A 26545-nucleotide genomic window follows, 5' to 3' on the forward strand; every position below is an offset into this window, starting at 1 on the left:
GAGATTGCCGGTTCCTTCGCACATCTTTGGATTCGGTTGCGAGGATTTTTGTCCTCTTTTGCCTTATTTCTGAAAAACAGCGGCGGGGGAAGGGCTCAAACACAACCTATTATTTAGGTTGAAAAAAGAAAGATCGCGTGCCAAGGTGAGCGAGTGCTGGAAATCCTCTTCGGAAATAGGACGGCGGCCAAAATCCTCCTCTTTCTCGAAAGATACGGGGAAGCTCATGCTTGGGCATTGTCCGGGCATCTTCATATCCCCCTGAATATGGTTCAGAAGCAGCTCGAGCGATTTGCGCGCGCGGGGATTCTGGAGAGCCGCTTTCAGGGCAGGCGGAAAGTCTACTCCTGGAATCGGGAGTATCCCCTTCTAAAGGAATTGAGGCTCGTACTCAGAAAAGGGCAGGAGGGAAGCTCCGATCCCGCCGATGGGAGTCATCTTTCGCTCCAAGAGCGTGTCTGGCAGTCGGAGGCGCTGATTCGAGAGGCGGAAGCCGTGAATCCGCGCCATCGTCCCGTCCCCTTCACCAAGTCCTTCGACAGTTTTGCATCCTATGAGCGTTGGAGAAAAAGACAAAACAACCCCTGGCTTGTTTAAAGGGTCCCGTTTGGTCGAGGTGTGCCGTCTTCTCAACGAGGCCGGGGCGCGCTATCTCGTCGTCGGCGGGCATGCCTGTAACTTGCACGGCCTGATCCGCGCCACCAAGGATATCGACCTCCTGATTCCGAAAGACGAGACGAACACGGAGGCGGTCCTGAAAGCCCTCAAAGGATTGACCTGGGGCATCGCGGGCGAGCTTGACGCCGCCGAAGTGACGAAGAAGACGTTCACGATCATCGGGGACACCCCGCGCGTCGACCTGCTGACCGTCGCCCACCGCGTTAAATACGCGCACGCGGAGCCCAAGTCCCTGACGGCGAAGATCGAAGGCGTCAAAATCCACTATGTCGATCTGGAGACCTTGCTCGAGACGAAAAAAACGGGCCGCCTCCAAGACGAGGCGGACATCGAGCGTTTGAGACAAATCGCCGGCAAAAGGGACCGCTGAACGTCCGTTGCATTCTTATCACGCAGCAACTCTCCCGCCGTTTCGACGAAGGAGCCGCCATGACCCCCGTTTTCTTTCCTCTGGGAGCCACCTCAAGCTCTGCATGGATCCCTCTGGAAACGTTGACGACGCTGGCGTTGCAGGCGGAAGAAATGATCCGGCAAGACCGGGCCGCCTGTCTCCACGCCTTGCTCGAGGGGCACGGTGTCCCGCCGAGCGAACAAGGGCGGGCCGTTCGCGAGCTGGCGGTTGGGTTCTCCCTCTTTCGGGCCTTCGACGCTTATCGGCGCCATTTGACGGGAGAAAGGCCCTTGGAAAATCCGCCGATCGAGATCGAGCAGATCGAGCGCGTTGCGCGTCACGTCGCCGAGGCGGGGCTCGAAGAGGCTCTCGCGGCGGCGGAAAAGGAGAGAAACAATGAGAATTATGAGTATGAGTTGATCTACATCGTCCGCGATTTCGTCAAAGGCGGATATGCCCACCGGGCTCGGGAGATCCTTGAGGTGGCCGTCGCCGCCTGTTGGACGGGGGAGTGGGAAAACGAGTTAGGAGGGGATTTCACGTGGGATCGCCGGATCGGAATCCTCGGTCAGGTCGCGAATCAAGTCGCGGAATTCGGCCTGGTCGGTCGGCCGTCGGAGATGTTTAATTTCCTTCTCGCAAGGGCGGAGGATGCTTCTCTTCGTTCTCGGGCTCTTCTTGAACTTGCCGCCGAACTTTTTCCCGGAAATGAGTCGCAGTCCTCGGCATCCCATTTCGCTTTCAGAATGTGTGCTTCGGAAGAGCATGCTTCCGAGTCGATCGATCTTTTTCTGGCCGCCTGCGAGGAGGTCGCTCGCGTGGGCGAATCCAGCACCGGATTTGCAGCGACCGTCTTCCTCATTGCAGCTCACTCCCCCGGTGAACGGGATGCTGAGCTGTTGGATCGAGCGGCGTCCGTCGCGCGCCGGATCAAGAATCCGGCCGATCGCTTCTACGCTCAAGAAGAGATGGCGCACAGACTGGCGGAATACGGTCATGACGATCGCGCAAAGAAAGTGCTGGAAGAGGCTTTCGAGTCCTTTTTGGAGGGCTATTTCGACGGCGCCCTTTACATGTTCGAGGACGCCGCGGCCATTCTTTGCGACTTCACGTTACTTATGACTGCGCTCGGAGATCCCGATCGGGCGATGGAACTCTCAGAGAAAGCCATCGAAAAGCTGGAAACGTTCGGCTCTTCCGATCTCGCCGAGGAGATCCGGGCAGAGCTCGCCTACCATCTTGAAGAGGCGGGACGCGATGATCTTGCTGAAAAAATTCGAGCTGCTATTCCTGAAAACACGCCGCGGTGACGTCGCCCACGATGTGGATCTTGCCGTTCCGGTCCTCCAAGATGACGCCGAAGCCGGGCTCGGGGATGGAGGCGAACATCGTCCGGGCGTTCTCCCGGCCGGAAAAGAGGCCGGCCTTGGCCAAGGCCGACGCGTTGGTGGCGTTCCGGGCGATGACAGTCACGCTTTGGAGATCGGTCCGCGAATTCGGAAAGAGGCGCGTGTCGGCCGTGGCGATGCTGGAGGCCTCGAGCGACACGCGGCAGAGTCCCTTGCCGGAACCGTTCGGGTCGGCCACGTTGAGCCTCCAGTAATCCTGGCCATCACGGCCCATGGTGCGGAACACCGGGCCCGACTGGATCATGAAGTCGCCGTACCCCTCCGACTTGAGCGTGCCCGCCATGCGGTCGACGACGTAGCCGTTCCGGATGCCGCTGAAGTCGACCCAGGCCTTTTTCTCCAGCTGGACTTCCCCGCGACCGAAGTCGACCTGCAGCGTCGCGGTCTTTTTCCCTGACGTCTGGACGACGTCGAAGAGACCGTGTGTCCACTCCGAGATCTGCATGCAGACGCGCAGCAGGGTCAGCATCGCGCCGCTCACCTTCACCTTTTCCTTGCCCGCGCCCTTGTTGATCCGCCCGAGCTCGCCCGAAGATTTTTGATCCAGGTCCTTGTAGAGGCGCTTCGCCTCGTCAAAGGCCTTGCGGATCGCCTTGTCGGGCGGCGATTTCGCCCCCGATGCCGGATGGACCTGGACCGCGGCGTTCACGCCCTGGGCGATCGCGTCCGTCTTGACGGTCTTGGCGGCAGGGGAGGCCGTGGACGCCGAACCGAGAGTCCAAAGCCCAAGAAACAACGTCATGAAAAGGAGCCGAATGTGCACGTAGTAATTGTAGCAAGAATGAGGGAATAGCGGAACGGCCGCGATAAGATAGGGCACCAAGCCGCGCTTTAGGACATGGGCCCGGCGCGATTCTTGTCATGTTGATCCGGCCGTGCCGACGCGCTCGCGGTCGTTATTTTCATTTTGATAATGATTATCATTTTGATAGCAAAACAAGTGACGTCTTTCTGACCCACCCCTAGAAAAATCAGCGGGATAGCTCCCCTAAGAAGATGGTCTCGCTCCTGCATCGAATGAAAAGGATCCAGGGCTCGATTGAGGCCTCCATGACGGAAGGCGACATTTTTTCCCGGTTGAGCAAGACCGCACGACGCTTCCCCCATCGTCAGGCGATCGGATTTTTCCGCGGCGGTCACCTCCAGTACTGGACCTACCGGGAATTCCTCGAGGAGGTGAAATTGGCCGCGCTGGGGCTCTGGTCCCTGGGGTTCCGGCGCGGGGATCGCTTTGCGTTTCTCGCCCCGAATTCCGCCGAGTGGGCCGTCCTGGATTTTGCCGCCTTTCGCCTGGGGTTAGTGACCGTCCCCATCCATACCACCCTTTCGGCGGGACAGATCCGCCACCTGCTGCTCTTTTCGGGCGCCAAGGGCCTGGTCTTGGGCCGCGGGGGCGCCCTGGAGGGTTTCCAGGTCCTCTGTTCCCTCCTGGCCGGCCTCGCACCGAGGCTGCCGGGACTGATCCGCAGCGAATTCCCACGATTGAAGCATATTTTTTTCCTCGAAGACCTGCCCGTGTTGATGGAGGGTCAAAAGAGGGCGATCAGTTTTTTCTTTGGCGAGATCCTGGACCGGGGAAGGAAGTTGCGTGACCGGAATCCGTCATTACCGGAAGGCCCCCGGCCGGAGGATCTGGCCAGCATCTGTTATACCTCCGGCACGACGGGCGAGATGAAGGGCGTCATGCTCACGCACCGGAATCTCCTCAGCAATGCCCTGGCCTGCACCGAGGCGACCGGCGGAAATCGCGACGACGTCCACCTGGCCACTCTCCCCTTGAGCCACGCCTTCGAGCACACCTGCGGTCTCCTCATGCACCTCTTCATGGGTGCGACCGTGGTCATCGGACGGGGACCCGCCTATTTGATGGAGGACCTCCAGGCCGCGCGGCCGACCCTGACGGCGGCGGTCCCGCGCATGTTGGAGAAGATCTGTCTGGCCCTTAAGGAAAAATTGTCCAGAAAAGGCCGGCTCGCCGCGGGCCTCTTCCATTTCAGCCTCAAGAGGACCCGGCTCTACCGGGAATGGAGCGAGGCGAAGAACCCGCTGCGCGCCATCGTCTTCCTGGAGAACCACCTGGCCGACCGCATCTTCTACCAGAAAATCCGGGATGCCTTCGGCGGGCGTCTGAAGAAGATCGTTTGCGGTGGCGCACCGTTGGATCCCCACATCGCCGGTTTTTTCCTCGACGTGGGGATCAAGGTCCAAGAGGGCTACGGCCTCACTGAGCACGCGCCGACCATCGCCGTGAATCCCTTTCACCGGTTGAAATTGGGTTCCGTGGGAAAGCCCCTTCCTCAGGTGGATGTCCGCATCGGGGAGGAGAACGAGATCCTCGTCCGCGGTCCCTGCGTCATGAAAGGTTATGAGAAAAACCCGAAAGAGACCTCCCGGGTCCTAGACGGGGACGGTTGGCTGCACACCGGGGACCAGGGATTCCTGGACGAGGAGGGCTACCTGTTCGTGCGCGGGCGATTGAAGGAGATGATCGTGACCGGTTATGGCAAGAACGTGTATCCGGCCCCCATCGAGCAGGCGATTCAAAGAAGCCCCTACGTCAAGCAGGCCATGGTCGTGGGCGAGGGCAGGCCTTATCTCGTCGCCCTGGTGGTGCCGGACAGGGAACACCTCAAGGCCAGCGGGATCGAAGGGAACGGCCATTCGGGAGGCCATCTCCAGCGCCTCCTGTTGGAGCAGATCACGCGTTTCACGTCGGACTTCGCCGAACACGAAAGGGTCAAAAAGGTCCTCGTGATCCCCGAGGCGTTTTCCGAGACGAACGACCTTCTCACGCCGACCCTCAAGCTAAGGCGGCCCAAGATCGAAGACGTTTATCGGGCCGGGATTGATTCCCTCTATCGAGTCTAGGAACCCCAAAATCGGATTTTCTTCCTCCCATTCCCGATTGTTTCTGGTCTTGAGCTTGAAACCGGCTCAGACGGCCTTTGCCACGGAGGTTCGCGAGGGTTTGTCCGCCAGGGCCTTTTTGAGAAGAGACGTCCGCGGCGACCTCTCGTCCCGAGGTTTATGGACTTGGTTTTGCGGTCCTTAAGCCGCCTCACGCGCAGGAGATTTTTCCGCCGGCGGCTGCTCGCCGCCCGATTTAGACGTTTCCGGTCCTTCATAGACATCGACCCGGAAATTGTCCCGCTTGTCCCCTTTCTTCTGTGACTTCTCGCCCGTAAGACCGGAATGGGCCTTGATCGTGTATCCTTCGGGAACCTCGAGATCAATCGTCGAATTCCCCTTTTTCAGCTCGAATGTCCGGACCGTCCCGTCGGGGTAGACCACCTCAACGGTGCTGGGGTCCTGGGGATCAAGGGAGTTAACGTCGAAGATCTTCATCAAAAGCCGTCTCATCGGAGACTCAGAAGGCGCGACCGGGGCTGATGCTACGTCACCAGTCCCGGAACCAAAGCCGCCTCCGGTCGAGATGGAAACGGCGCGCCGGGATAATTCCCCCACCGTGGTAGCCGGCAAGGTCCCGTAACCCGATGCGGCCTGCGGCCTGGAAGGGCTCTGATAGGTGGCGTCCACTCCCACCCCCTGCCGGGCCGCCACAGTCGGGGCCGAGTTAAAGGCCCTAGAGGCGCGATCGTCGCCGACGAACAGGGAGGTCACCTTGTTCATCCCCCGCTTCTCCGTCAAGTCCTTCAGCTTCCGGGAGGCGTGTTTCGCCTCGCGACATCCCTTTTCCGCGTCGGCCTTGGCCTGCGCCTCGCACCGGTCCGTCTTTTTGTTCTCCGCCGCCTTCTCCGAGTTTTTCTCGGAGCCCGCGACGGGGCAACCCGCAGGTTTGGCGGAGACCGGAGTAGCGTCTTTGGGGGTCTCCTGCGGGATCGTGTTCGGAATTTCCGGCGGGAGAGAGGGAGAAGGGCTTGCCTGGGGCGGTTCGCATGAATTAGGGGCTGCGGGAGGCGGGGTCTTAGGCAAACTCATGGGGACCTCTTTTTCGGACACGGTAAAGACCATAAAATTTTCTCCTTCTGATTTTCTTATGAGCAAGCCGGATGCCAAAAAATGAATCTATCTATCTAATGGATATTATTGCAATTTATATGACTCCATTTTTTGTAATATTCGTTTTGTTCTCATTATAGGTCCTATCCAAAGGGCTCATTAGGTGAACACCAGCTGGGGATGAGTTTAAGGACGCTCGATCTCCGCCTGGAAAAGATGGGGCTGTCGCTGAAGAAGAAGCAGTTGGAGAAGTATTTGGGGCTTTCCTAGCGATCAGAGAACGGAAGAATAATTTTTCAGGATGTTTCCGTCCCGGGTTCCGAGGGGAAGCGACCGGACTCTGCTGTGGGCCACGAGGAGGCGATCGAAGGGGTCCCGTGTCCAGGTGATATCGAAGGCGGCCAGACAAAGATTCTCCAACGCCACATCGTCGATCTGGAACCTCGTATCTTTACGCAGATCCGCGACGATCTGCGGCAGGTCGGCATCCATTCCCCATTTTTTCTGGTCTTGAGCCTGCAACCGGCTTAGACGGCCCTTGCAACGGAGGCACGGGTGGATTTGTCCGCCAGGGGCTTTTTGAGGTACTGGCCGGTGAAGGAGGCCGACGTCTTGGCGACGAGTTCGAGGGCCTCGGCGACGAGCCGGTTGATGACTTTCACGTCGGGGCCGATGTGATCAGCCAACTCCCCCTGGCTTAGATCCAACGGCCTGAGGAATTCCTCCCGAAGAATCTCGCCCGGGGTCATGGGCTTTCTACTTGATGCGAATCATGGTTCCCCTATTATCATCGTGATAAGTTCTGCACGAATGGAGTCAGTTTTGACCCCCAATATCCTCTCTTTTACCTGTGACCGCAGGAATAAATAATAAGTAATATCAAATAGATAGACTTCGGCTCTTGTTCCGTCCCCCGTGGAATAATTCTTGCAAGCTTAGGTTCCTAACGCCAATTGTTCGGTACGGATCGCTTCAAGAAAGAGCGGTCGGAGTGACACCCGTCATTTTGGGAAAATGCCCTTATGCTCGCCAAGCTTCTCGCCTATCGGGATTTCGCCAGGATGACCTGGGTCATTCGCAAGGAGCTCAAATGCGAAATCGAAGACGTGGATGCCGCCCTGGCGCCGACCCTCGTCTTTCCGGGAATCCTCTTCGGGTATGATGCCTTCGTTCGAACCGGCTGCCATAAGATCTTTTGGAAATTTCTCAAGGCGGTCCTGTACTACGGGGACCGAATCATCGAAAACTTCATCCACCGTTACGGCACCGACGTCTTAAAAGGGCTCCTCGATTCTCAAAAGACGAAAGATGATTTTTTTCTTTTCCCTCAAGATATGACCGACCGGATCGGAGTCGGGAGGGAACACGAGAGGCTCGCCGCGTACTATGATCAGATTCGATTTGATTGTGAGCACTTCGAGGCGTTGGATCCATCGGGTCGCGAACGCATGTTGCAATGCTTCGTCGCCTCTTCCTACGCCGCGATCGAGTCGACGATCTTCGAGGACGGCTGGCGGAAGTTGGATCGGGAGGATCCGGATATCGCCAAGAAATTGCTCGAGTCGGTGGCGCGCACCGAATACGCAAAGAACGTCCGCGTCGTCATGGAGTGCCTGCGCATCAAAGAGCTGTTCGGAGGATTCCCCGTTTACCCCGTCGACGACCACACAATGGTTTGTCGGACCAGCCACTGGTTCACGCTGATCGACGACCTATTGGATTTCAAGGAAGACGTGACGCTGAACGTCCCCAACCACCTGGTCGCCTTTTCCCATGCCGAGGGGGAATGGAAAGACATGGAACGGTGCTTGAACACGTCGTCCTTGGCCGTCATCCCGCCCGACGTTTTGAAAAAGACTGCGCCCCGCACCATGGAGCGGTTTTGGTTCGAGTACAAGAGCGCCAAGCGGTCCTTCGTTGAGGCCTTCCCCCTTTGCCCGAGACTCCTTGCGGGGCTCATCGAATGGAGGGCTTTGGGAGCGCGCCATCTTTCCCCCTTCCTGACGCCCGCCGGACAAACGCTGAACGCCCAAAATGCCGTCTGAGTTTGTTTTACGTTGACCTCACCCCTGTCGTCGAAATGCTCTCTTGCAGGATCGCGATCGCCTCGGAGAATAGGAATTTTAAAACCCCATTTTTGACGGTTGGTAGACCCCAAGATCGAATTTTTCCTCCTCCCATTCCTGATTTATTCTGGTCTTGAGCCTGAAACCGGCTCAGACGGCCTTTGCCACGGAGGTTCGCGAGGGTCTGTCCGCCAATGCCTTTTTCAAATACTGGCCGGTGAAGGAGGCCGTCGTCTTGGCGACGAGTTCGGGGGGGCCCTCGGCAACGATCCGGCCTCCGTTGTCGCCGCCCTCGGGGCCCAAGTCGATCAGATGATCGGCGGTCTTGATGACGTCCAGGTTGTGTTCGATCACGACGACGGTGTTCCCGGCGTCGACGAATTGGTTCAGAACGTCCAGGAGCTTTTGGATGTCCGCGAAGTGAAGGCCGGTCGTCGGCTCGTCCAGAATGTAGAGCGTCCGGCCGGTCGCCCTTTTGGAGAGTTCCTTGGCCAGTTTCACGCGCTGGGCCTCGCCGCCGGAAAGCGTCGTCGCTGACTGGCCGATCTCGATGTAACCCAATCCCACTTCCATGAGGGTGGCGAGCTTCGACTTGATGGCCGGGATGTGGTCGAAAAACTCCAGCGCCTGCTCGACGGTCATGGTGAGGACGTCCGAGATCGACTTGCCCTTGTAGAGGATTTCCAGCGTCTCGCGGTTGAAACGCTTGCCCTTGCAGACCTCGCACTCGACATAGACGTCCGGGAGGAAGTGCATCTCGATCCGGAGAATGCCGTCGCCCTCGCAGGACTCGCAGCGGCCGCCCTTGACGTTGAATGAGAAGCGCCCCGGTTTGTAGCCGCGGGCCTTCGATTCGTTCAGTTCCGCGTAGAGGTCGCGGATGAACGTGAACACGCCCGTATAGGTGGCCGGGTTGGAGCGGGGCGTGCGCCCGATCGGCGATTGGTCGATGTTGATGACCTTGTCGATGTGCTCCAGGCCCTCGATCGCATCGATCTTGCCGGCGGGCTCCTTGGAGCCGTAGAGGCGTTGGGCGAGGCCCTTGTAGAGGGTGTCGTTGATGAGCGTGCTCTTGCCCGAGCCCGAGACGCCGGTCACGCAGATGAAAAGGCCCAGGGGGATTTCGACGGTGAGTTCGCGGAGATTATTCTCGGAAGCCTTCACGAGCCGGATCGCCCGGCCGTTGGCCTTGCGGCGTTTGGCGGGGACGGGGATCCTGATCTTCCCGGAGAGGTACTGGCCCGTCAACGACTTCGGGTTTTTCGTGACCTCCTCGGGCGTCCCGCAGGCGACGACGTAGCCGCCGTGGATGCCCGCGCCCGGGCCCATGTCGACGATGTAGTCCGCGCTTTCCATGATCTGTTCGTCGTGTTCGACCACGAGCACGGTGTTGCCCAGGTCGCGCAGGCGCATGAGGGTGCCCAGCAGCCGGTCGTTGTCGCGCTGGTGGAGTCCGATCGACGGTTCGTCCAGGATATAAAGGACACCCACCAAGGAGGATCCGATCTGGGTGGCGAGCCGGATGCGTTGGGCCTCGCCGCCGGAGAGGGTGCCGGCCGTGCGCTCGAGGGTCAGGTAATCGAGGCCGACGTTCGCCATGAACGAGAGGCGCTCGCGGATCTCCTTCAAGATCCGTTCGGCGATCTCCGTCTCTTTCCTGGTGAATTTGATCTTCTGGAACCAGTCGACGGCCTTTCGGACCGACATCCGCGTGGTCTCGAAGATGGACTGGCCCTCGATCTTGACGGCCAGCGACTCCTTCTTGAGCCGCGCCCCGCGGCACTCCGGGCAGGGGCGGACGTTCATGTAGCGCTCGATGTCCTCCCGGATCCAGTCCGAGTCGGTCTCCTTGTAGCGCCGCGCGAGGTTGGGGATGACGCCCTCGAACTGGCTCCACATGGAGTCCTTTTTCTCGTCCAAGTCGTAGGTCATTTGGACGCGGTCTTCCTCGGAGCCGAAGAGGATGACGTTCTGAACCTTCTTGGGCAGCTTTTCCCACGGCAAGGCCAAATCGAAGCCGTAGTGCTTGGAGAGTGCCTCGAGCATGTTCCAGTAAAATTCGGACGCCCGCCGCTCCCATGGGACGATGGCGCTCTCGCGCAGCGAAAGGGTCCTGTTGGGGACGATCAAGTCCGGGTCGAAGAACATCTTGGTCCCCAACCCGTTGCACTCCTTGCAGGCCCCCAAGGGGCTGTTGAACGAGAAGAGTTGCGGCGTGATCTCGGGGTAGGAGACCCCGCAGTCGATGCAGGCGAATTTATCGGAAAAAATGACGGTTTCGCCGCCCAGGACCTCCACCTTGGCGATGCCATCCGCATGCCGGAGAGCGGTCTCGAGGGAATCCGCCAGGCGCTGCTCAATCCCGGACTTGAGGATCAGCCGGTCGACGATCAAATCGATGTTGTGCTTCTTTTTCTTGTCGAGCTTGATCTCTTCGTCGAGCTCCTTCATGTCCCCGTCCACCTTCACGCGGACGAAGCCCTGGCCCTTCAGTTGCTGGAGCTCCTTCGCGTATTCGCCCTTGCGGTTGCGGACGATGGGGGCGAGCACGTGGATCTTCGAGCCGTCCTTGAGCTTCATCACCTGGTCGACCATCTGCGAGACGGTCTGGCTGGTGATCGGCTTGCCGCACTCGTAGCAGTGGGGCCGCCCGACGCGGGCGAAGAGGAGGCGGAGGTAGTCGTAGATCTCAGTGACGGTGCCGACCGTCGAGCGCGGATTGTGGGAGGTCGTCTTCTGTTCGATGGAGATGGCGGGGGAGAGGCCCTCGATGGAATCCACATCGGGCTTGCCCATTTGTTCCAAGAACTGGCGTGCGTAGGCCGAGAGAGACTCTACGTAGCGGCGTTGGCCCTCGGCGTAGATGGTGTCGAAGGCGAGCGACGACTTGCCCGAGCCCGAAAGCCCAGTGATGACGACGAGCTTATTGCGCGGCATCTCGACGTCGATGTTTTTCAAATTGTGCTGGCGGGCGCCTTTGACGTGCAGGTTTTGAGGTTCCATAGAAGGTAAAAAGCCCGAATATTCAAGCGTAGGGCGGTTTCGTTATCGATTCAATGGCAAACTAGTTGCTAGGTTCACTTTTGGCCCGAATCCAAGGCCCGCCCTGCGCCAGGTCGTCGACCCGATTCGCCTCTTGGTTTCGAGGGCCGCCGCGGCTATTTTAGGGCGATGACCCGCTCCAAAGAAGCCCGGCAAGCCGGTCCGGAGTCCTATTGGAGCCACGACGGCGGCGAGCTGTTGCGCCAGCTTCGGTCGAGCCGCGACGGCCTTTCGTCGGACGAGGCGGCGAGGCGGCTGAACGAGGTGGGTGCGAACGAGCTGAAAGAGCATCGCCCCTTGTCCCGGTTGCGCGCCTTCACCGACCAGCTCCGAAACCCCCTCCTGCTGCTGCTTCTGTTCGCCGCGGGGGTCTCGGTGGCCACCGGCGAATGGATCGACTCCGCGATCGTGTTCGCGATCGTCCTGGTCAGCGTCGGCATCGGCTATTCCCGGGAGTATGGCGCCCAGGTGGCGGCGGCCGAGCTGCAGGACCGAATACGGACGCGGGCGAGCGCATTGAGGGACGGGCGCGCGGTCATGATTCCGGTCCGGGAGATCGTTCCGGGGGACATCGTTCTTCTGTCCGCCGGAAGCCTGGTCCCCGGGGACGGCGTGGTGTTGGAGGCGACCGATTTCTTCGTGAACGAAGCCGTGTTGACCGGCGAGAGCTTTCCCGTGGAGAAGAAGGCCGGAACCGTCGATTCCCAAGCGGAGCTTGTCGAGCGCAGCAACTGCGTCTTTCTCGGGACGAACGCGCGGAGCGGCACGGCGCGATGCCTCGTCGTCGCCACGGGGCGCGCGACCCAATTCGGGGCGATCGCCCATCGCCTGGCTCTCCGCCCCCCCGAGACCGATTTTGAGAAGGGGATCCGAAGGTTCGGATACCTCCTCACGAGCACCATGTTCGTGATGGTGCTCGTGATCTTCGCCGTGAACATGCTCCTGGGGCGCCCGCCCGTCGAGACCCTGCTTTTTTCCGTCGCCCTCGCCGTCGGCCTGAGCCCCGAACTCCTGCCCGCCATCCTGAGCATCAACCTGGCGAGAGGCGCGCAGATGATGGCGCGTCACGGCGTTCTCGTCAGGCACCTGAACGCCATCGAGAACCTCGGCAGCATGGACGTTCTCTGCACCGACAAGACGGGCACGCTCACCGAGGGAGTCGTGAAGGTCGAGGGCGCCTACGACGAGTCCGGAAAATCTTCTCCTGAAATCCTGCGGCTCGCCGCCTGGAACGCCGCCCTGCAGACGGGGCTCGCCAATCCGCTCGACGACGCCATCCTTCAGGCTTCGTCCCCGGACTTGAGCCTCGTCAAAAAGATCGCCGAGATCCCCTACGACTTCATCCGCAGACGCCTCAGCGTGATCGTGCGCGAATCCGGCGTCATCCGTCTCATCACCAAGGGGGCGTTCGAGTCCGTGGTGGAGACCTGCTTGCGGCTCGCGGACGGAACGCCGCTGGACGCCGGACGTCGGGCCGATTTGGAGAGAAGGTTTCAGGAGTGGAGCGGCCAGGGCGTCCGAGTGCTCGCCGTCGCCGCGCGAAAGATCCCCGAAAAGTCCTCCTATGGCCGGGACGACGAGCGCGACCTCGATTTCATGGGTTTCTTGACCTTCCTCGACCGCCCCAAGGACGGCGTCCCGGAGGCCATCGCCGATCTCGCGGGGCTCGGCGTCGCCGTCAAGCTGATCACCGGCGACAACCGGCCGGTCTCGCAACACGTCGCGGCGATGGTCGGCTTGCGGACCGACCGCGTCCTCACGGGCCGCCAGATCAAGGAGATGCACGACGACGCCCTTCGCCAGGCCGCCGAAAAAACCGATTTGTTCGTCGAAGTGGACCCGAATCAAAAGGAAAGAATCATCCTCGCGCTCAAAAAAATGAGCCACGTCGTGGGCCTGCTGGGCGACGGCGTGAACGACGCCCCCGCGATGCACGCGGCGGATACCAGCCTGTCGGTGGAGGAGGCCGTGGACGTGGCCAAAGAGGCGGCGGACTTCGTCCTCTTGGAACGCCATTTGGACGTCATCCGGCGCGGAATCGAGGAGGGGAGAAAGACCTTCGCCAACACGCTCAAGTACGTGTTGACGACCATGAGCGCGAACCTCGGCAACATGGTCAGCATGGCGGTGGCCTCGATGTTTCTCCCCTTTCTTCCCCTCCTGGCGGGCCAGATCCTTCTCAACAATTTCCTTTCGGACATCCCGGCCTTCGGCATCGCTGACGACAGCGTCGATCCGGAGCTGGTCGACCGGCCCAGGCGTTGGAACATTCGGTTCATCGGCGCCTTCATGGTCGAATTCGGCGTCCTGAGTTCCGTCTTCGACTTTCTGACCTTCGGCGCCCTTCTCGGGATCTTTCGCGCAGGTCCCGAATTGTTTCGAACGGGGTGGTTCGTCGAGTCTCTTCTCACCGAACTTGTCGTCGCCTTCATCGTCCGGACCCGGCGGCCTTTTTTCCGCAGCCGGCCCGGTCGGTTGATGCTTCTCTTGACCTTGGGCACCGTCCCCGTCGCCTTGGCGCTTCCTTATCTCCCCCTCGCGGGGTTCTTCGGATTTACGGCCATGCCGGGCGCGGTCGTGGGCGCGCTCGTCGGGATCACGCTGCTTTACGTCGCTGTGACGGAACTTGCGAAGAATTGGTTCTACAGGAGGGCGGCGTGACCATCTGGATTGCGAGTCTTCTCAGCGTCTCCGCGGTGAGCCTCGTATCGCTCGTGGGCGTCATGGCGCTGACCGTCCGGCAGGACCGGGTTCAAAGGATCACGCTTTATTTGGTGAGCTTCGCCGCCGGCGGACTGTTCGGAGACGCCTTGATCCATCTTCTTCCCGAATCCTTCGCGAGAAACGGGCCGTCGCTCTCCGACTCGCTGCTCGTCATCGCAGGCATTCTGATCTTCTTCGTCCTCGAAAAGGTCCTTCGCTGGCGCCACTGCCACGTCCCGGTTTCCGACCGTCACGTCCATCCGGTCGTGGCCATCAACCTGGTCAGCGACGCCCTCCATAACTTCATCGACGGCGCCCTGATCGGCGCGAGTTACCTGGTGAGCCTTCCGATCGGCGTCACGACCACCGTCGCGGTCATCCTTCACGAAATTCCCCAGGAGATCGGGGACACGGGAGTGCTTGCGCACGGCGGCCTTCCGATCCGGAGGGTGATTCTTTTCAATTTCCTCTCCGGGCTGGTCGCCGTTTTGGGAACGATCCTCGTCCTGGCCGTTGGTCCTTACTTCGGAAATCTCGTCCAGGCGATGCTTCCGGTCACCGCCGGCGGGTTTCTCTACATCGCCGGATCGGACCTCGTTCCCGAACTCCACCACGAGGAGCGGCTCTCGAGTTCGATCGCCCAATTCGGACTCATCCTGCTGGGGGTGGGCATCATGGCCCTGCTGACCTTGTTGGAATGAAAGGACGCCCGCGGGGTTTGGGATATTTTCTAGGCGAGACCCAGGAGGAGGCGGCCTTCCCGAATCAGGTCGCGGGTCTGCTGGGGGGAGTGGGTCTCGGCGTAGATCCGGAGAAGGGGCTCCGTACCGGAGAGGCGGAGGAGGAGCCAGGAGCCGGTCTCCAAGAGATACTTCGTTCCGTCCAGCCGGTTGACCCCCCGGATCTTCAGGCCGGCGAGGCTCCCCCGCGCGTCCTTCGTCATAGCATCCTCAACCTGGGTCCTTTGTTCGTCGGAGAGGTGAACGTCCTCCCGCACGAAGTGAAAAGGGCCGATTTCCCGCTCCAAGCCCTTGAGAATCTCCCCGAGCCTTTTGTTCTTGGCCGACATGATCTCCAGGAGCATCAGCCCGCAGAGGAGGCCGTCCCGTTCGTAAACGTGGGAGGGGATGCCGATGCCGCCCGATTCCTCTCCGCCGATCAGGGGCGTCGTTTCGAGAAACTTGGCGCAGATGTGTTTGAACCCGATCGGCGTCTCGTGGACTTTGAGGCCGTGCCGGGCGGCGATGGCGTCGATCATGCCCGTCGTGGAAACCGTCTTGACCACGTCGCCCCGTTCGCCCCGCTCGATCAGGCGCCCTAGCAGAAGTGCGAAGATCTGCTGCGGCGTGACGAAGATTCCGGTCTCGTCCACCGCGCCGATCCGGTCGGCGTCGCCGTCGGTCGCGAGCCCCACGTCGAATCCTTCCCCCGGCACGAGGGCCGTCAAAGCGCCCAGGTTCTTGCCGATCGGTTCGGGATTGAGACCGCCGAAGGCAGGGTTCTCTTCGCCGTGGATTTCATGGACCGGCCGTTCGAGGACCTTTCCGAGAAAACCCCCGCCGGCCCCGAAGAGGGGGTCATAGGCGACCTTCCAGTTGGATCTTGCGATCGCCTTGACGTCGACGCGCTCGCGGAGGGCCTTCACGTAGGCGTCCTGGGGGTCAAAGGAGAGTATCCTCCCGTCGCCGGTTCTCTTGACCGAAACGCCTTCGGAAAGCCTCTTTTCCACCTTGGCCGTGAACTCGGGCGAGGCGGAGCCGCCGTAGGACTCCTTGAATTTGACCCCGTTCCACGGGGCGGGGTTGTGGCTCGCCGTGATGACGACCCCCCCCGAGGCCTTCAAGTTCTTCGTCATGACGGAGATGCAGGGCGTGGGGCAGTAATCCTTGGAGAGGTGGACGGTGAAACCGTTGGCCGCCAAGACCCCGGCCGCGCGCTCGGCGAATTCGCGGGAGAGGAAGCGGCGGTCGTGTCCGACATAGATCGCTGCGCCTTTCGGCGCGGCGGCGACATCGGTGTACGCCTGGACCACGCGCTCGACGTTCTCGAACGTAAACTCGTCCCCAATGATCGCCCGCCACCCATCGGTGCCGAATTTTATCATTGTCTCCCCTTGGCCATCTTGGCCGCCGTTAAAATGGCCGCGATCATGCTCGACGGATCCGCGACGTTCTTCCCGGCGATGTCGAATGCCGTTCCATGGTCCACGCTCGTCCGGACGAACGGGAGGCCCAACGTGATATTCACCGCGTCTTCGAAATGAAGCAGCTTGAGCGGGATTAGCCCCTGGTCGTGGTACATTGAGACCACGCAATCGAACTCGCCCTTCACCGCCCGGTGGTAGACGGTGTCTGCGGAGAGGGGGCCGGTGATGTTCCAACCTTGAGACAGGGCTTTTTTCACGGCCGGAAGGATCACGCGCCGCTCTTCGTCGCCGAACATCCCGGCCTCGCCCGCGTGGGGATTGAGGGCCGCGACGGCGATGCGCGGCCTATGGACCCCGAACCGGCCCCGAAGCGAGGCCTGCGTGATCTCGATCGTCTTGAAAATGCCGCCGGCACTCAGTATGCCAGCGACCTTCGCGAGGGGCTCGTGGATCGTGACCAGGACCACTTTGAGGCTTGGCCCCGCCATCATCATGCGCACCTCCCGCACGTGGGAAAGATGGGCCAGGAATTCCGTGTGGCCGGGGTACCGGTAGCCGCCCGCATTGAGGTTCTCCTTGGAGATGGGGGCCGTGGCGATCGCGTCCACGCTGCCGCGCAGCGCCGCGCGCGCCGCCTCCTCCACGTAATACCCGGACATGCGTCCGCACTGGACGTCCGTCAATTTCCGCGCGCGCTTCCAGTCATAGTAGGCCGTGTCGCCGAAGAGGAGGACATCGCAAACCCGGCGGACGGCCTTGGAAGCGAGGGCCTTGCGCACGACCTCGGGACCGATGCCCTTCGGGTCGCCCAAAGTGACGCCGATCAAGGGCCGTTTCATTGTTTGATTTCGACGAAGGTCTTGGAGCGCGCCTCATCGAGGTACTTGACGAGCTCTTCCGACGACCGGGCCTGGAGGAGTTCCATCCGCGCGCGGATGCGGGCCTCGTCGCTCGGCTTCGCACCCGCCTTGCGCGCGACGTCGTCCTCCGAGATCTTGATGCGCGGAAAGATGACCTGGCTCAGGAACTTCATCTGGCGGATCTGATCGCCCAGATCCTTTTTGTATTTTTCGAACGGCGTGCCTTTTCGGGAGAGTTCGGACTTCAAGATATCGAGCGTGATGCCGTTCCGAGTGACGACGTCGTTCACCGCGGCGTCGATTTCGCCGTCGGTGGCGGCGACCCCCAGGCGTTCCATCTCGAGCTTGAGGAGTTTTTCCCGGATCAGGGCCTCGAGGGGGTCCTTGGAGGCGGCAGGAGCCCCCGCCATGCCCTCGGCGAGCCGGGGATTGGCCGACCGCTGGGCCGAAAACTTTTTCACGTCCGAGAGGGTGATGATGTCGCTGCCCACGACCGCCACGACCCGGTCGACGATTTCGGCGGCGGCCCGCCCGGAGGCAAGTGCCGAAACGGCAAGCAAAATCAGGAAGATGGATGTTCTCATATGGCTATTGGACCCCTAGAGAGACCTCTTTGAGAGCCTTGTCGTCAATCGTAATTTTCTTGTTGCGGTAAAGCTGGTCAAACCAGTCCTTGAGGGCGGGGCCGGCCTTTTCCTCTTTGATGCGGCGTTCGACCTCCGCCGACACCTCGGGGAGGGGCTGCTGGCGGCTGGGCTGTTTGTCGGTGACGCGGAAGATATGATAGCCGTACTCCGACTGGATCACGTCGCTGGTCTGCCCCGTGGCCAGCGTGAAGCACGCCTGTTCGAAGATTTCCGGGTACTGACCGCGCGAGACGTAGCCCAGGTCGCCGCCGTTCTCCCGGTCCGGACTCTCCGAATATTTCTGGGCGACGCTTGCGAAGTTTTCGCCCTTCTCCAGGAGGGAGCGGATCTTTTCGGCCTTGTCCTTCTTGTTGGTGACGATGTGACGGCAGCGGATGCGGTCCGGGAGCCTGAAGACCGAGCGGTACTTCTTGTAATAGTCCTCGATCTCGCGTTCCGTGGGTTTGAGCGGCGCGGTGACTTCCTGTTCGATCAGCTTGTCGATGATTTTCTTGTTTTCCCTCCGTTTCGCCCAATCCTCCCGGCGGACCTTTTTCTCTTCAAGAATTTTTTCGAACTCGCCCTCGCGGTAGCCGGACTGGGCCTCCGCGGACAACTTTTCTTGCTCCTCGGGGGTCAGGGAGATGCCTTTCTCGCGGGCCGTCTGGAGGAGGACCTTTTCCTGGATGAGGCCGTTCAAGAGCGTCTTTTTGACGACTGTCTTCCCTTCGGGATCGGCCAGGACGTCCGGCCCGTAGTCGTCGGCCTGTTCGGCCAGCACCCTTTGAAGATCCTCCGCCAGGATTGGCTCTCCGTCGACGGTCGCGACGACCACGGGACCAGCGGGTTTTGAGCAGCCCGCGAGCAGCAGGAGCAACAGGATGAGATGGCGGAGCTTCATGTCGGGAGCATCTAATGTCATGAGAGGTGAAGCGTCAATTCCCGCAGAAATTTCTTGGCCGCCGCCAGCGCCTCGGCGGGTTTCTCCAGGCCGTGGGTGACGATGAACCGAAAGTCCGGCGTCAGCCGGTAGCGCTTGGGGGATTGGGTGATCCGCTGCATGAGGAGGTCGGGGTTTAAGGGCGAGGACGGGTCGAAGGCGAAGACGAAGTGCTTCGCGTCCGCGCGGACCTGCTTGATGCGGAGACGCTTCGCGTGGACCTTGAGACCCGAGAGCTCCAGGAGGTTTTCGGCCTCCGCCGGCGGCTCGCCGAAGCGGTCCCTCATTTCTTCACGGACGATGTCCGCCTCCAGCTCGTCGGAGAGGGACGACAGCCGGCGGTAGGTCTCGAGGCGGACCGGCGGGTCGGGGATGTAGTCCTCCGAGAGGTACGCCGGGACCGCGAAGTGGAGCTCGGGGTCGATCTCCTCCAGGACGTGCTCGCCCTTCAGCTCGTGGACGGCCTTTTCCAAGAGCTCCGTGTAGAGATCGTAGCCGATCGCCGCCATCTGGCCGGACTGGCTCGACCCCAGGAGATTTCCCGCCCCGCGGATCTCCAGGTCGTAGGACGCCATCTTGTAGCCGACGCCCAGCTCCGAGAAGCGCTGCAGGACGGAGAGCCGCTTCGTCGCCTCCGGCGTGAGTTTCTTGCCTTCCTCGACGAGCAGATAGGCGTACGCGCGGTGGCCGCCGCGGCCGACGCGTCCGCGGAGCTGGTAGATCTGGGCGAGGCCAAAGTGGTCGGCGTCGTGGATCAAGATGGTGTTCGCCGTCGGGATGTCGATGCCGGATTCGATGATGGTCGTGCAGAGCAGCAAGTCGAATTCCCCGTGGAAGAACCGGACCATCACCTGCTCGAGCGCGTCCTCGTCCATCTGGCCGTGGCCGACACCGATCCGGGCCTCTGGAATGACCCTCTCCAGCCTCTCCTTCATCCGTCCGATCGTCGCCACCTCGTTGTAGACGTAGAAGACCTGGCCGCCGCGCTTGAGCTCTCGAACGATCGCCTCGCGAACGACCTCCTCTTCGAACGGCATGACGAAGGTGCGGATGGAGAGCCGGTCGGTGGGCGGGGTTTCGATGACGCTGATGGGCCGGATGCCGACGAGCGACATGTACAAGGTGCGGGGGATCGGCGTCGCGGAGAGGGCGAGCACGTCCACGTTCTTTTTCAGTCTCTTGATCTTTTCCTTTTGCTCGACGCCGAAGCGGTGCTCCTCGTCCATGATGAGGAGGCCCAGGTTCTTGAAGGAGACGTCCGGTTGGAGGAGGCGGTGCGTCCCGACGACGACGTCGACCTCGCCCTGGGCGAGCCTTTTGACGGTCTCCTTCTGCTCGGCGGGCGACCGGAACCGCGAGATCATGTCGATCGCGACCGGATAGTCCTTGAAGCGCTCCAAGAAGCGTTCGTAGTGCTGGAAGGCCAAGAGCGTCGTCGGCACCAAGAAGGCCACCTGCCGCCCGTCGAGGACGGCCAAAAACGCCGCGCGGAGGGCGACCTCGGTCTTGCCATAGCCGACGTCCCCCAACACGAGCCGGTCCATGGGCTTGTCCTTCTGCATATCATCTAAGACCTCGGCGATCGCCCGGTCTTGATCTGGAGTCTCTTCGTAGGGGAAGGAGGCCTCGAAGGCCTCGAAGAGTTCGTTGGGCGGGGGGAAGGGCGGCTTGTGGCCCGCCGTGCGCGCGGCATAGAGGTTCAAGAGATCGCCCGCTAGCTCCTTGATGACCTTCTCCGACTTGGCCCGGATCTTCGCCCAGGAGGCCCCTCCCATCTTGTCGAGCCTGGGAGGTTTTCCGTCCGCACCCGTGTAGCGCTGGACCAGGTTCATCCGGTAGACGGGCACGTAAAGCCTGTCGCCGTCCCGGTATTCGATCGTGAGGAAGTCGTTCCGGGCCCCCTCAATCTCCATCGGTATGAGTCCCCGGTAGAGCCCGATCCCGTGTTCCTTGTGGACGACGGGGTCGCCGGTCTTCAGCTCCGCGAAGGCGGAGAGGTCGAGGCCGCCCTTACCCTCGCGGGCGGGCTTGCGGACCTTGGGGCCGAAGATCTCCTCGTCGGTCAGGATCGTGATCCGTTCGGAGGGGAGCCGGAAGCCCGCCCTCAGGTCGCCGGAGAGGAGGGTGACGCTCGCCTCGGGCGCCGCGGCCTCGATGAAACGTGAGGTCGAGACCTCTCCCAGGTGCGGCAGGTAATGGAGGAGGAGGTCGCGCAGGCGCTCGGCCTGGGGCACGGAGCCGGCGACCAGAAAGACGCGGTCGGTCAGAGCCCAATTCTGGATGCGCTTGGCAAGAGGGGCCAGGGGCTCGACGCCCTTCCTGCTCCTCTCGATCTCCCGGCGGACCTCGTCGTGGGATTCTGCCTGGAAGGCGATTTCCTCCGCAGGCCTCGAAGACACGGAGCCGAGCGTGATTCTCGTTCTTTGAGCGATTCCCTCGCGAAAGGCGCCCGTCAGCAAGACGTCTTCGGGGCGCATGAGGGTTTCCTTGCCGGCCACCAGGGTCTTCACCTCGTCCGCGTGTTCTTCGATCACCGCCTCGAGGGCGGCGAAATCGTCGGCGAGGATGACGGCGTCCTCGGGCAGCCAATCCCAGAAGGACGTCGGGCGGTCATAGAAGAGAGGGAGATACGTCTCGATCCCCGCGAACGGAATGCCCTCCCGGACCTTTTCCAGGGGTCCCGCCCAATGGGAGCGGGACAGGTCGCGGTCCTCGGCCGTCCTTCGCGCCTTTTCGGCGAACGTCGCGGCGGTCTTGTCGTTCAGGACGACCTCGCGGACGGGGATGAGGGAGGCCGCCGTCAAGGCGCCTTGCCCCTCCAGAGACCGCTGGGTCTTGGCGTCAAAGGCGCGGATGGACTCCACCGTGTCGCCCATCCATTCGATCCGGAGCGGATAGGGATGGAGGGGGTGAAAGACGTCGACGATCGCCCCGCGGACGGCGACGTTGCCGGGATCGACGGCGAGCGGGACGTTCTGATAGCCCCAGGCGGCCAGGTTCTCGAGAAATTCGTCGCGATCCAAGTCTTCTCCGGTCTTGATCGCGAGAGGCGTCTCCAAGACCGGCTTGGGCAGAAGGGGGGTGAGGACAGCCGGGACCGTTGTCGCCGTGAAGAGGGGAGGCGCCTTCCGCGTGAAGGCCTGGAGCGTTCTGAGTCGCTCGCAGGTGATCTGGACGTGGGGCGACAGCGGCGTGAAGGGCAGGGCGTCGTGCGGGGGAAAAAAGAAGGTCTCGCCCTCGGCAAAATCCCCTAGAAAGAACTCAAGGTCTTTGAGGAACCGCGCCGCCTCCCGCGCGCGCGGAGCGAGGTAGATGAAACAGCGCCCGGCGCCGGAGGTGAGGAGCCGCGAGAGGACGTAGGCCTTCGAGGAGCCCACGAGACCGCTCAAGGTCAGGGCCCGGGCCCCGGACCGGATTTGATCGGCGAGATGTTCCAGAGGCGCGGGCACAGGGGTTCCCTTGGTATTCAAGAGAACTGGAACCGTCAATCCCATCGATAATTATGGGGTGTCCGTTGGCAGAGATTTCGACTATAATTCCTAAGATACCGATATGATTCAGTTTTGATTGTTATGGCCGGACCTCCTACAACACCGCGGATTCCCGAGAGCGTCGGCAACGCCCTGCACAACGCCGATCGGGCCATGGGTGAAGCCCTTCATGTGGCGGAGCCTTATGTCGATCTCGCCAGGGCCCTCCCGCTGTCGCCCCGTCCCTCGGATGCCTATGAGGCCCGCCGTTCTCCCACCGACCAATTGGCGGACATGCGCCGGTTCATCATCTTCCGCCCCGGCCGGGCCCATGAGGTGGCGGCCATGGGCGATCGTACGGAGCCCGGGGCGCGTCCGGCCTCCGACGACGTGATGCGCGTGATCCGGGACGGGCGGATGATCGCCGTCCCGTCGCGCGGGACGGAGGAAGCCGCGCGCGCCGGAACGGCCCATCCCGCTCAGGCCGCGCAGAACGCCGCCCAACTCCGGGAAATGCTGTCCAGCCTGACCAAGGAGGAACTGAGCGTCTTCGAGCGGATCTTCATGGCCCACTTCGAGGGCGGGATCCCCGTCGGCGAGAAACTGGCGGCGGGCCAGTTCAAGTTCCTGTCCAAGTCGGAAAAGGCCTGGGTGGAGTTCTTCCAAAAATTTCTCCCGTTCACCTTGGAGAAGAAGGTCAAGACGGGCGACGTCGAGATGCTCGTCTTCCGGGGGCTCTTCGAGGACATGCACAAGGAACAGGCGGCCAAGGGGGAAAAGGCGCCGGTGTTGTTCCTCGTCTCCGACATGAAGTTCCTGGACGGCAAGACCGACAAGTTCGCGCGGTTGCAGATTGCGGGGCAGGACCTCCTCAAGACCATGTCCGAGCAGCAACCCGGCAACGTCCTGGGCAAGGAAATGCTGGCCCAAATCGCCGAAAAGCTCGGCGGCGAGGAATTCTCCTACCTCTCGCTTTCCCACCGGATCGTGAATCCGGACATGGTCGATAAAACGAAAAACCCAATCGCCGAAGCCTATCGGACTCCGGAGCAGATGAAGGGCCAAGCGATCCGCGAGGGGACGAGGGACGTGAGCCAGGGCATCGCCCTCTCGGCGCGCACCGAGCAGTTGATCGCCGAGAAGCTGGACATCAACCTGAAGGCGCAGGCGCGCGGTGATCTGGGCGCCGTGGAGCGGCGCGGGGGCGAGGCCCAGGGGATGCCGGGCGTGGATCTCGGAGGCCTCTTTCTCGGGAAGAAGAAAAGGAAGGGGATGGGGACGGACTACGACGAGGCGGGAGGCCAGTCGCCGTACGTGCCGTGGTGGCTGGCGCCCATGCAACCCAAGAAGTTCAAGGGCAAGGCGCGGTGGTGGGTGCCGTTCCTGTATTTCCTCGGGGCCTCGGCTGTGGGTCTCGCGCTGGTGTATGCCTTCCGGTATTGGATATCCCGCTAGCCCGGCGGCCACGAAAACAAACGTCCCGACAAGAGATGCAGGTGCAGGTGCCAGACGCTCTGGCCCGCGGACTCCCCGTTGTTGACGACCAGCCGAAAGTCTTTCAGTCCTTCCTTCTTCGCGATCTCCTTCGCCGCCCAGTGGAGATGGCCAACCAACTCCTTGTCGCCCGCCTCCATGTCGTTGATCTTCGCGAAGTGTTTACGCGGCAAGATCAGGATATGCGTGGGCGCCTGGGGGTTGATGTCCCGGAAGGCGAAGCAGAGATCATCTTCATAGACCGTCTTCGACGGGATCTCCTTCGCGATGATCTTGCAGAAGAGGCAATCCATTATTTTTTCGTATACGCCTGTTTAGGATCGAAGATCCGTTCGGCGACGATGCTTGCTCTGTCCCCCTCGATTTTCCGGAAAAAGCAGCTCCGGTAACCCTCGTGGCAGGCGGCCACCTTTTGTTCCACCTTGATCAAGAGGGCGTCCGCATCGCAGTCGAAGTAGACGCCCTTGACGGTCTGCGTGTGCCCGGATTCCTCGCCCTTGATCCAGAGTTTCTTGCGCGAGCGCGACCAGAAGGCGACGTAGGGGCCCTGAAGCGTCCTCTCGACCGCCTCGCGGTTCATGAAGGCGAACATGAGGACCTCGTTCGTCTTCTCGTCCTGGATGATGGCCGAAATCAGACCATTTTCATCAAATTTCAGTTGGTCAATGATCATTGGATTTCGATTTTAACGATCTTGTCGCCGACGGCGATCTTCTTGACCACGTCCATGCCGGCCGTCGTCTTGCCGAAGACCGTGTAGCCGTTGTCCAGGAACGGCGTCGGCGCGAGGGTGATGTAGAACTGACTGCCGCTCGAACGTTTTTCCGGATTCACCTCGTCGCCCAGGCGCGCCCAGGCGAGCGCCCCTTCGACGTGTTTGTGCGGGTTGTTTTTCAGCTCGGCCGGAATCGTATACCCCGGCCCGCCGCGTCCCGTGCCCTCGGGGTCGCCGCCCTGAACGACGAAGTTCGGGACCACGCGATGGAACGTCAGCCCGTCATAGAAGCCCCCCTTGGCGAGCTGGACGAAATTGGTGACGGAGAGAGGGGCCTCCTTGGGGTAAAGTTCGACGGTGATGTCGCCCTTGGAGGTCTTGATGACGGCCTTCGTGTGTTTTTCGACGTCGGCGAGCGGCGCCTTGGGTTCCGTGAATTTGGAGGCGGACATGGCGATCCTTTCTGCCCCGATCAGGGACAAGACAGCGGTGATGACGATTACAACCTTACCGGCACATCGTGTTGCCATAGATACTCCTTTGTCTCCGAGAGTGTGAATTCGCGATAGTGGAAAATCGACGCCGCGAGCGCCGCGGCCGCCTCGCCCTTCGTCAATGCCTCCAAGATGTGATGCGGATGCCCCGCCCCGCCGGAGGCGATGACCGGGATGGTGACGGCCTTCGAGACCGCCGCGGTGAGCTCCAAGTCATAGCCGTCCTTGGTGCCGTCGCGGTCCATGCTGGTCAAGAGGATTTCGCCGGCGCCCATCTTTTCCATCTTTTTCGCCCAAGCGATCGCATCGAGTTTGGTTTCCTTGCGGCCCCCATGGGTGAACACGGTCCATTTCTTCGGCAGTTTTTTCCCATTCGACACGGCGTGTTTCGCGTCGATCGCCACGACGATGCACTGCGAACCGAATTTCTCCGACGCCTTCTTCACGAACTCGGGGTCCGCCACCGCCGCGGTATTGATGGAAACCTTGTCGGCCCCGGCGTTCAGAAGGTCGCGGATCTCCTGGAGGCTGCGGATGCCGCCGCCGACCGTGAGCGGCATGAAAACCCGCTCGGCGGTTTTGGCCACGACGTCCAGGATGATCTTCCGCTTCTCGTGCGAGGCGGTGATGTCCAGGAAGACCAGCTCGTCCGCGCCCTGGTGATCGTATTCCTCGGCGACGAGGACGGGGTCGCCCGCGTCGCGGAGGTTCACGAACTTGGTGCCCTTCACGACGCGCCCGTCGGCGACGTCGAGGCATGGAATCACTCTCTTGGCTAGCATAAGGTCAACGCCTGCTTGAGGTCGATCGTCCCTTCGTACAACGCCCGCCCCAGAATGCAACCGCCGGCTCCGAGCTCCTTCGCTTTTTTCACGTCGTCCAGGCTTGAAAGGCCGCCGGAGGCGATGATGTGGACGCCCACGGAGTCGATCATCTTCTTCAAGCCCTCCCAGTTGGGACCCGTCATCATGCCGTCCTTGGTGATGTCCGTATACACGAGGTGCTGCAGGCCCATGCCCTCGAACTGCTGGGCGATGGCGACCGCGTCCTTGTCGCTCACGTCCTGCCAGCCGTGGATGGCGACGCGTCCGTCCTTGGCGTCCAGGGAGACCCCGATGCGGTCTTCGTATTTCACGCACAGGATCTCCACCAGGTCCGGGTCCTCGACCGCCGCGCTGCCGATGATGACGCGCCCCGCGCCCATGGTGAGGAAGATCTCCGCCGTGTCCTGTGTGCGGATGCCGCCGCCGATCTGGACCGGCAGATCGATCGAGGTCATGATCTTTTCGATTGGCCCCACGTTGACGGGCTTTCCTTCCTTGGCCCCGTTCAAGTCGACCACGTGCAGCCACTGGGCCCCGGCGTCCGCCCACTTTTGGGCCGCGTCGAGAGGATCGTCGAAGTAAACCGTGGCGTCTTCGAAGCGCCCCTGCTTCAGGCGGACGCATTTGCCGTCCAGAATGTCGATGGCGGGGTAGAGGATCACCCCGATTACTTTAAGGATTTCCGGCATCCTTGCAAGAAGAATGACCGGTGGGGTAACTTCTGGAG

The 26545-nt window shown here is 61.4% G+C and carries 23 protein-coding genes; 8 read left to right on the forward strand and 15 right to left on the reverse strand.

The window, feature by feature from the left end; all coding sequences use genetic code 11:
- Positions 1–267: 267 nt before the first annotated feature.
- The 3 genes from VLJ37_08585 to VLJ37_08595 all read left to right on the forward strand — a co-directional run bounded on the left by VLJ37_08585 (position 268) and on the right by VLJ37_08595 (position 2379).
- Positions 268–597 (forward strand): hypothetical protein, encoded by a 330-nt coding sequence (locus tag VLJ37_08585; protein ID HSA59725.1) that lies wholly within the window; start codon positions 268–270, stop codon positions 595–597.
- Positions 590–1048, forward strand: a complete 459-nt coding sequence (locus VLJ37_08590; GenBank protein ID HSA59726.1) for a hypothetical protein — start codon at positions 590–592, stop codon at positions 1046–1048. The genes VLJ37_08585 and VLJ37_08590 overlap by 8 nt, the downstream gene beginning before the upstream one ends.
- A 311-nt stretch (positions 1049–1359) precedes the next feature.
- On the forward strand, positions 1360–2379 hold the full coding sequence (locus tag VLJ37_08595; GenBank protein HSA59727.1) for a hypothetical protein: 1020 nt from the start codon (positions 1360–1362) through the stop codon (positions 2377–2379).
- Here VLJ37_08595 and VLJ37_08600 read toward each other — a convergent pair.
- Positions 2354–3220, reverse strand: coding sequence for an FAD:protein FMN transferase (locus tag VLJ37_08600; GenBank protein ID HSA59728.1), 867 nt, complete (start codon positions 3218–3220; stop codon positions 2354–2356). The two genes, VLJ37_08595 and VLJ37_08600, sit on opposite strands and share 26 nt — an antisense overlap.
- Positions 3221–3528: 308 nt before the next feature.
- On the opposite strand from VLJ37_08600, the gene VLJ37_08605 reads away from it, so the two are divergent.
- Positions 3529–5346 carry a long-chain fatty acid--CoA ligase gene (locus tag VLJ37_08605; protein HSA59729.1) on the forward strand — a complete coding sequence of 606 codons (1818 nt, stop codon included), beginning with the start codon at positions 3529–3531 and terminating at the stop codon, positions 5344–5346.
- A 180-nt stretch (positions 5347–5526) separates the two neighbouring features.
- Here the strand turns inward: VLJ37_08605 and VLJ37_08610 are convergent, their stop codons facing one another.
- The 3 genes from VLJ37_08610 to VLJ37_08620 all read right to left on the reverse strand — a co-directional run bounded on the left by VLJ37_08610 (position 5527) and on the right by VLJ37_08620 (position 7187).
- Positions 5527–6417 (reverse strand): hypothetical protein, encoded by an 891-nt coding sequence (locus VLJ37_08610; protein HSA59730.1) that lies wholly within the window; start codon positions 6415–6417, stop codon positions 5527–5529.
- A 294-nt stretch (positions 6418–6711) separates the two neighbouring features.
- Positions 6712–6930: a hypothetical protein gene (locus tag VLJ37_08615; GenBank protein ID HSA59731.1), complete on the reverse strand. Its 219-nt coding sequence runs from the start codon at positions 6928–6930 to the stop codon at positions 6712–6714.
- 35 nt (positions 6931–6965) lie between these two features.
- Positions 6966–7187 (reverse strand): hypothetical protein, encoded by a 222-nt coding sequence (locus VLJ37_08620; protein ID HSA59732.1) that lies wholly within the window; start codon positions 7185–7187, stop codon positions 6966–6968.
- Positions 7188–7460: 273 nt separating this feature from the next.
- Here VLJ37_08620 and VLJ37_08625 point away from each other — a divergent pair, with 273 nt between their 5' ends.
- Positions 7461–8483, forward strand: a complete 1023-nt coding sequence (locus VLJ37_08625; protein HSA59733.1) for a hypothetical protein — start codon at positions 7461–7463, stop codon at positions 8481–8483.
- Positions 8484–8654: 171 nt separating this feature from the next.
- Here VLJ37_08625 and uvrA read toward each other — a convergent pair whose 3' ends face one another.
- Entirely contained in the window at positions 8655–11507 is a 2853-nt protein-coding gene (gene uvrA, locus VLJ37_08630; GenBank protein HSA59734.1) for an excinuclease ABC subunit UvrA, read from the reverse strand.
- Between the two features lie 168 nt (positions 11508–11675).
- Between uvrA and mgtA the strand changes: the two genes are divergently transcribed.
- Complete coding sequence (gene mgtA, locus VLJ37_08635) at positions 11676–14207, forward strand: magnesium-translocating P-type ATPase (GenBank protein ID HSA59735.1); 2532 nt, start codon at positions 11676–11678, stop codon at positions 14205–14207.
- Positions 14204–14950 carry a ZIP family metal transporter gene (locus VLJ37_08640; protein ID HSA59736.1) on the forward strand — a complete coding sequence of 249 codons (747 nt, stop codon included), beginning with the start codon at positions 14204–14206 and terminating at the stop codon, positions 14948–14950. The genes mgtA and VLJ37_08640 overlap by 4 nt, the downstream gene beginning before the upstream one ends.
- A 29-nt stretch (positions 14951–14979) precedes the next feature.
- Here the strand turns inward: VLJ37_08640 and VLJ37_08645 are convergent, their stop codons facing one another.
- The 5 genes from VLJ37_08645 to mfd are packed head-to-tail and all read right to left on the reverse strand — an operon-like array spanning position 14980 to position 22270.
- Positions 14980–16353 carry a phosphoglucomutase/phosphomannomutase family protein gene (locus tag VLJ37_08645; protein ID HSA59737.1) on the reverse strand — a complete coding sequence of 458 codons (1374 nt, stop codon included), beginning with the start codon at positions 16351–16353 and terminating at the stop codon, positions 14980–14982.
- Complete coding sequence (gene pdxA, locus VLJ37_08650; GenBank protein ID HSA59738.1) at positions 16350–17234, reverse strand: 4-hydroxythreonine-4-phosphate dehydrogenase PdxA; 885 nt, start codon at positions 17232–17234, stop codon at positions 16350–16352. Before pdxA ends, VLJ37_08645 begins: the two co-directional genes overlap by 4 nt.
- Positions 17231–17839, reverse strand: coding sequence for a SurA N-terminal domain-containing protein (locus VLJ37_08655; protein ID HSA59739.1), 609 nt, complete (start codon positions 17837–17839; stop codon positions 17231–17233). The genes pdxA and VLJ37_08655 overlap by 4 nt, the downstream gene beginning before the upstream one ends.
- Before the next feature lie 4 nt (positions 17840–17843).
- Positions 17844–18803 carry a peptidyl-prolyl cis-trans isomerase gene (locus VLJ37_08660; GenBank protein HSA59740.1) on the reverse strand — a complete coding sequence of 320 codons (960 nt, stop codon included), beginning with the start codon at positions 18801–18803 and terminating at the stop codon, positions 17844–17846.
- Positions 18800–22270 (reverse strand): transcription-repair coupling factor, encoded by a 3471-nt coding sequence (mfd, locus tag VLJ37_08665; GenBank protein ID HSA59741.1) that lies wholly within the window; start codon positions 22268–22270, stop codon positions 18800–18802. The genes VLJ37_08660 and mfd overlap by 4 nt, the downstream gene beginning before the upstream one ends.
- 123 nt (positions 22271–22393) lie before the next feature.
- Here mfd and VLJ37_08670 point away from each other — a divergent pair, with 123 nt between their 5' ends.
- Complete coding sequence (locus VLJ37_08670) at positions 22394–23746, forward strand: hypothetical protein (GenBank protein HSA59742.1); 1353 nt, start codon at positions 22394–22396, stop codon at positions 23744–23746.
- Here VLJ37_08670 and VLJ37_08675 read toward each other — a convergent pair.
- From VLJ37_08675 to hisA, 5 genes are read right to left on the reverse strand one after another with little or no spacing between them, the layout of a single operon-like run.
- Entirely contained in the window at positions 23743–24081 is a 339-nt protein-coding gene (locus tag VLJ37_08675) for a histidine triad nucleotide-binding protein (GenBank protein ID HSA59743.1), read from the reverse strand. The genes VLJ37_08670 and VLJ37_08675 overlap by 4 nt on opposite strands.
- The gene (hisI, locus tag VLJ37_08680; GenBank protein HSA59744.1) at positions 24078–24458 is read right to left on the reverse strand and encodes a phosphoribosyl-AMP cyclohydrolase; all 381 of its coding nucleotides are present in this window, start codon (positions 24456–24458) and stop codon (positions 24078–24080) included. The genes VLJ37_08675 and hisI overlap by 4 nt, the downstream gene beginning before the upstream one ends.
- A complete protein-coding gene (locus tag VLJ37_08685; protein ID HSA59745.1) occupies positions 24455–25030 on the reverse strand; it encodes a peptidylprolyl isomerase in 576 nt (191 codons plus the stop codon). The genes hisI and VLJ37_08685 overlap by 4 nt, the downstream gene beginning before the upstream one ends.
- Positions 25000–25776: an imidazole glycerol phosphate synthase subunit HisF gene (gene hisF, locus VLJ37_08690; protein ID HSA59746.1), complete on the reverse strand. Its 777-nt coding sequence runs from the start codon at positions 25774–25776 to the stop codon at positions 25000–25002. Before hisF ends, VLJ37_08685 begins: the two co-directional genes overlap by 31 nt.
- A complete protein-coding gene (gene hisA / locus VLJ37_08695) occupies positions 25770–26507 on the reverse strand; it encodes a 1-(5-phosphoribosyl)-5-[(5-phosphoribosylamino)methylideneamino]imidazole-4-carboxamide isomerase (protein HSA59747.1) in 738 nt (245 codons plus the stop codon). Before hisA ends, hisF begins: the two co-directional genes overlap by 7 nt.
- Between the last annotated feature and the right edge of the window lie 38 nt (positions 26508–26545).

Source organism: bacterium (assembly GCA_035454885.1).
In the GTDB taxonomy this organism is placed as follows: domain Bacteria; phylum UBA10199; class UBA10199; order JACPAL01.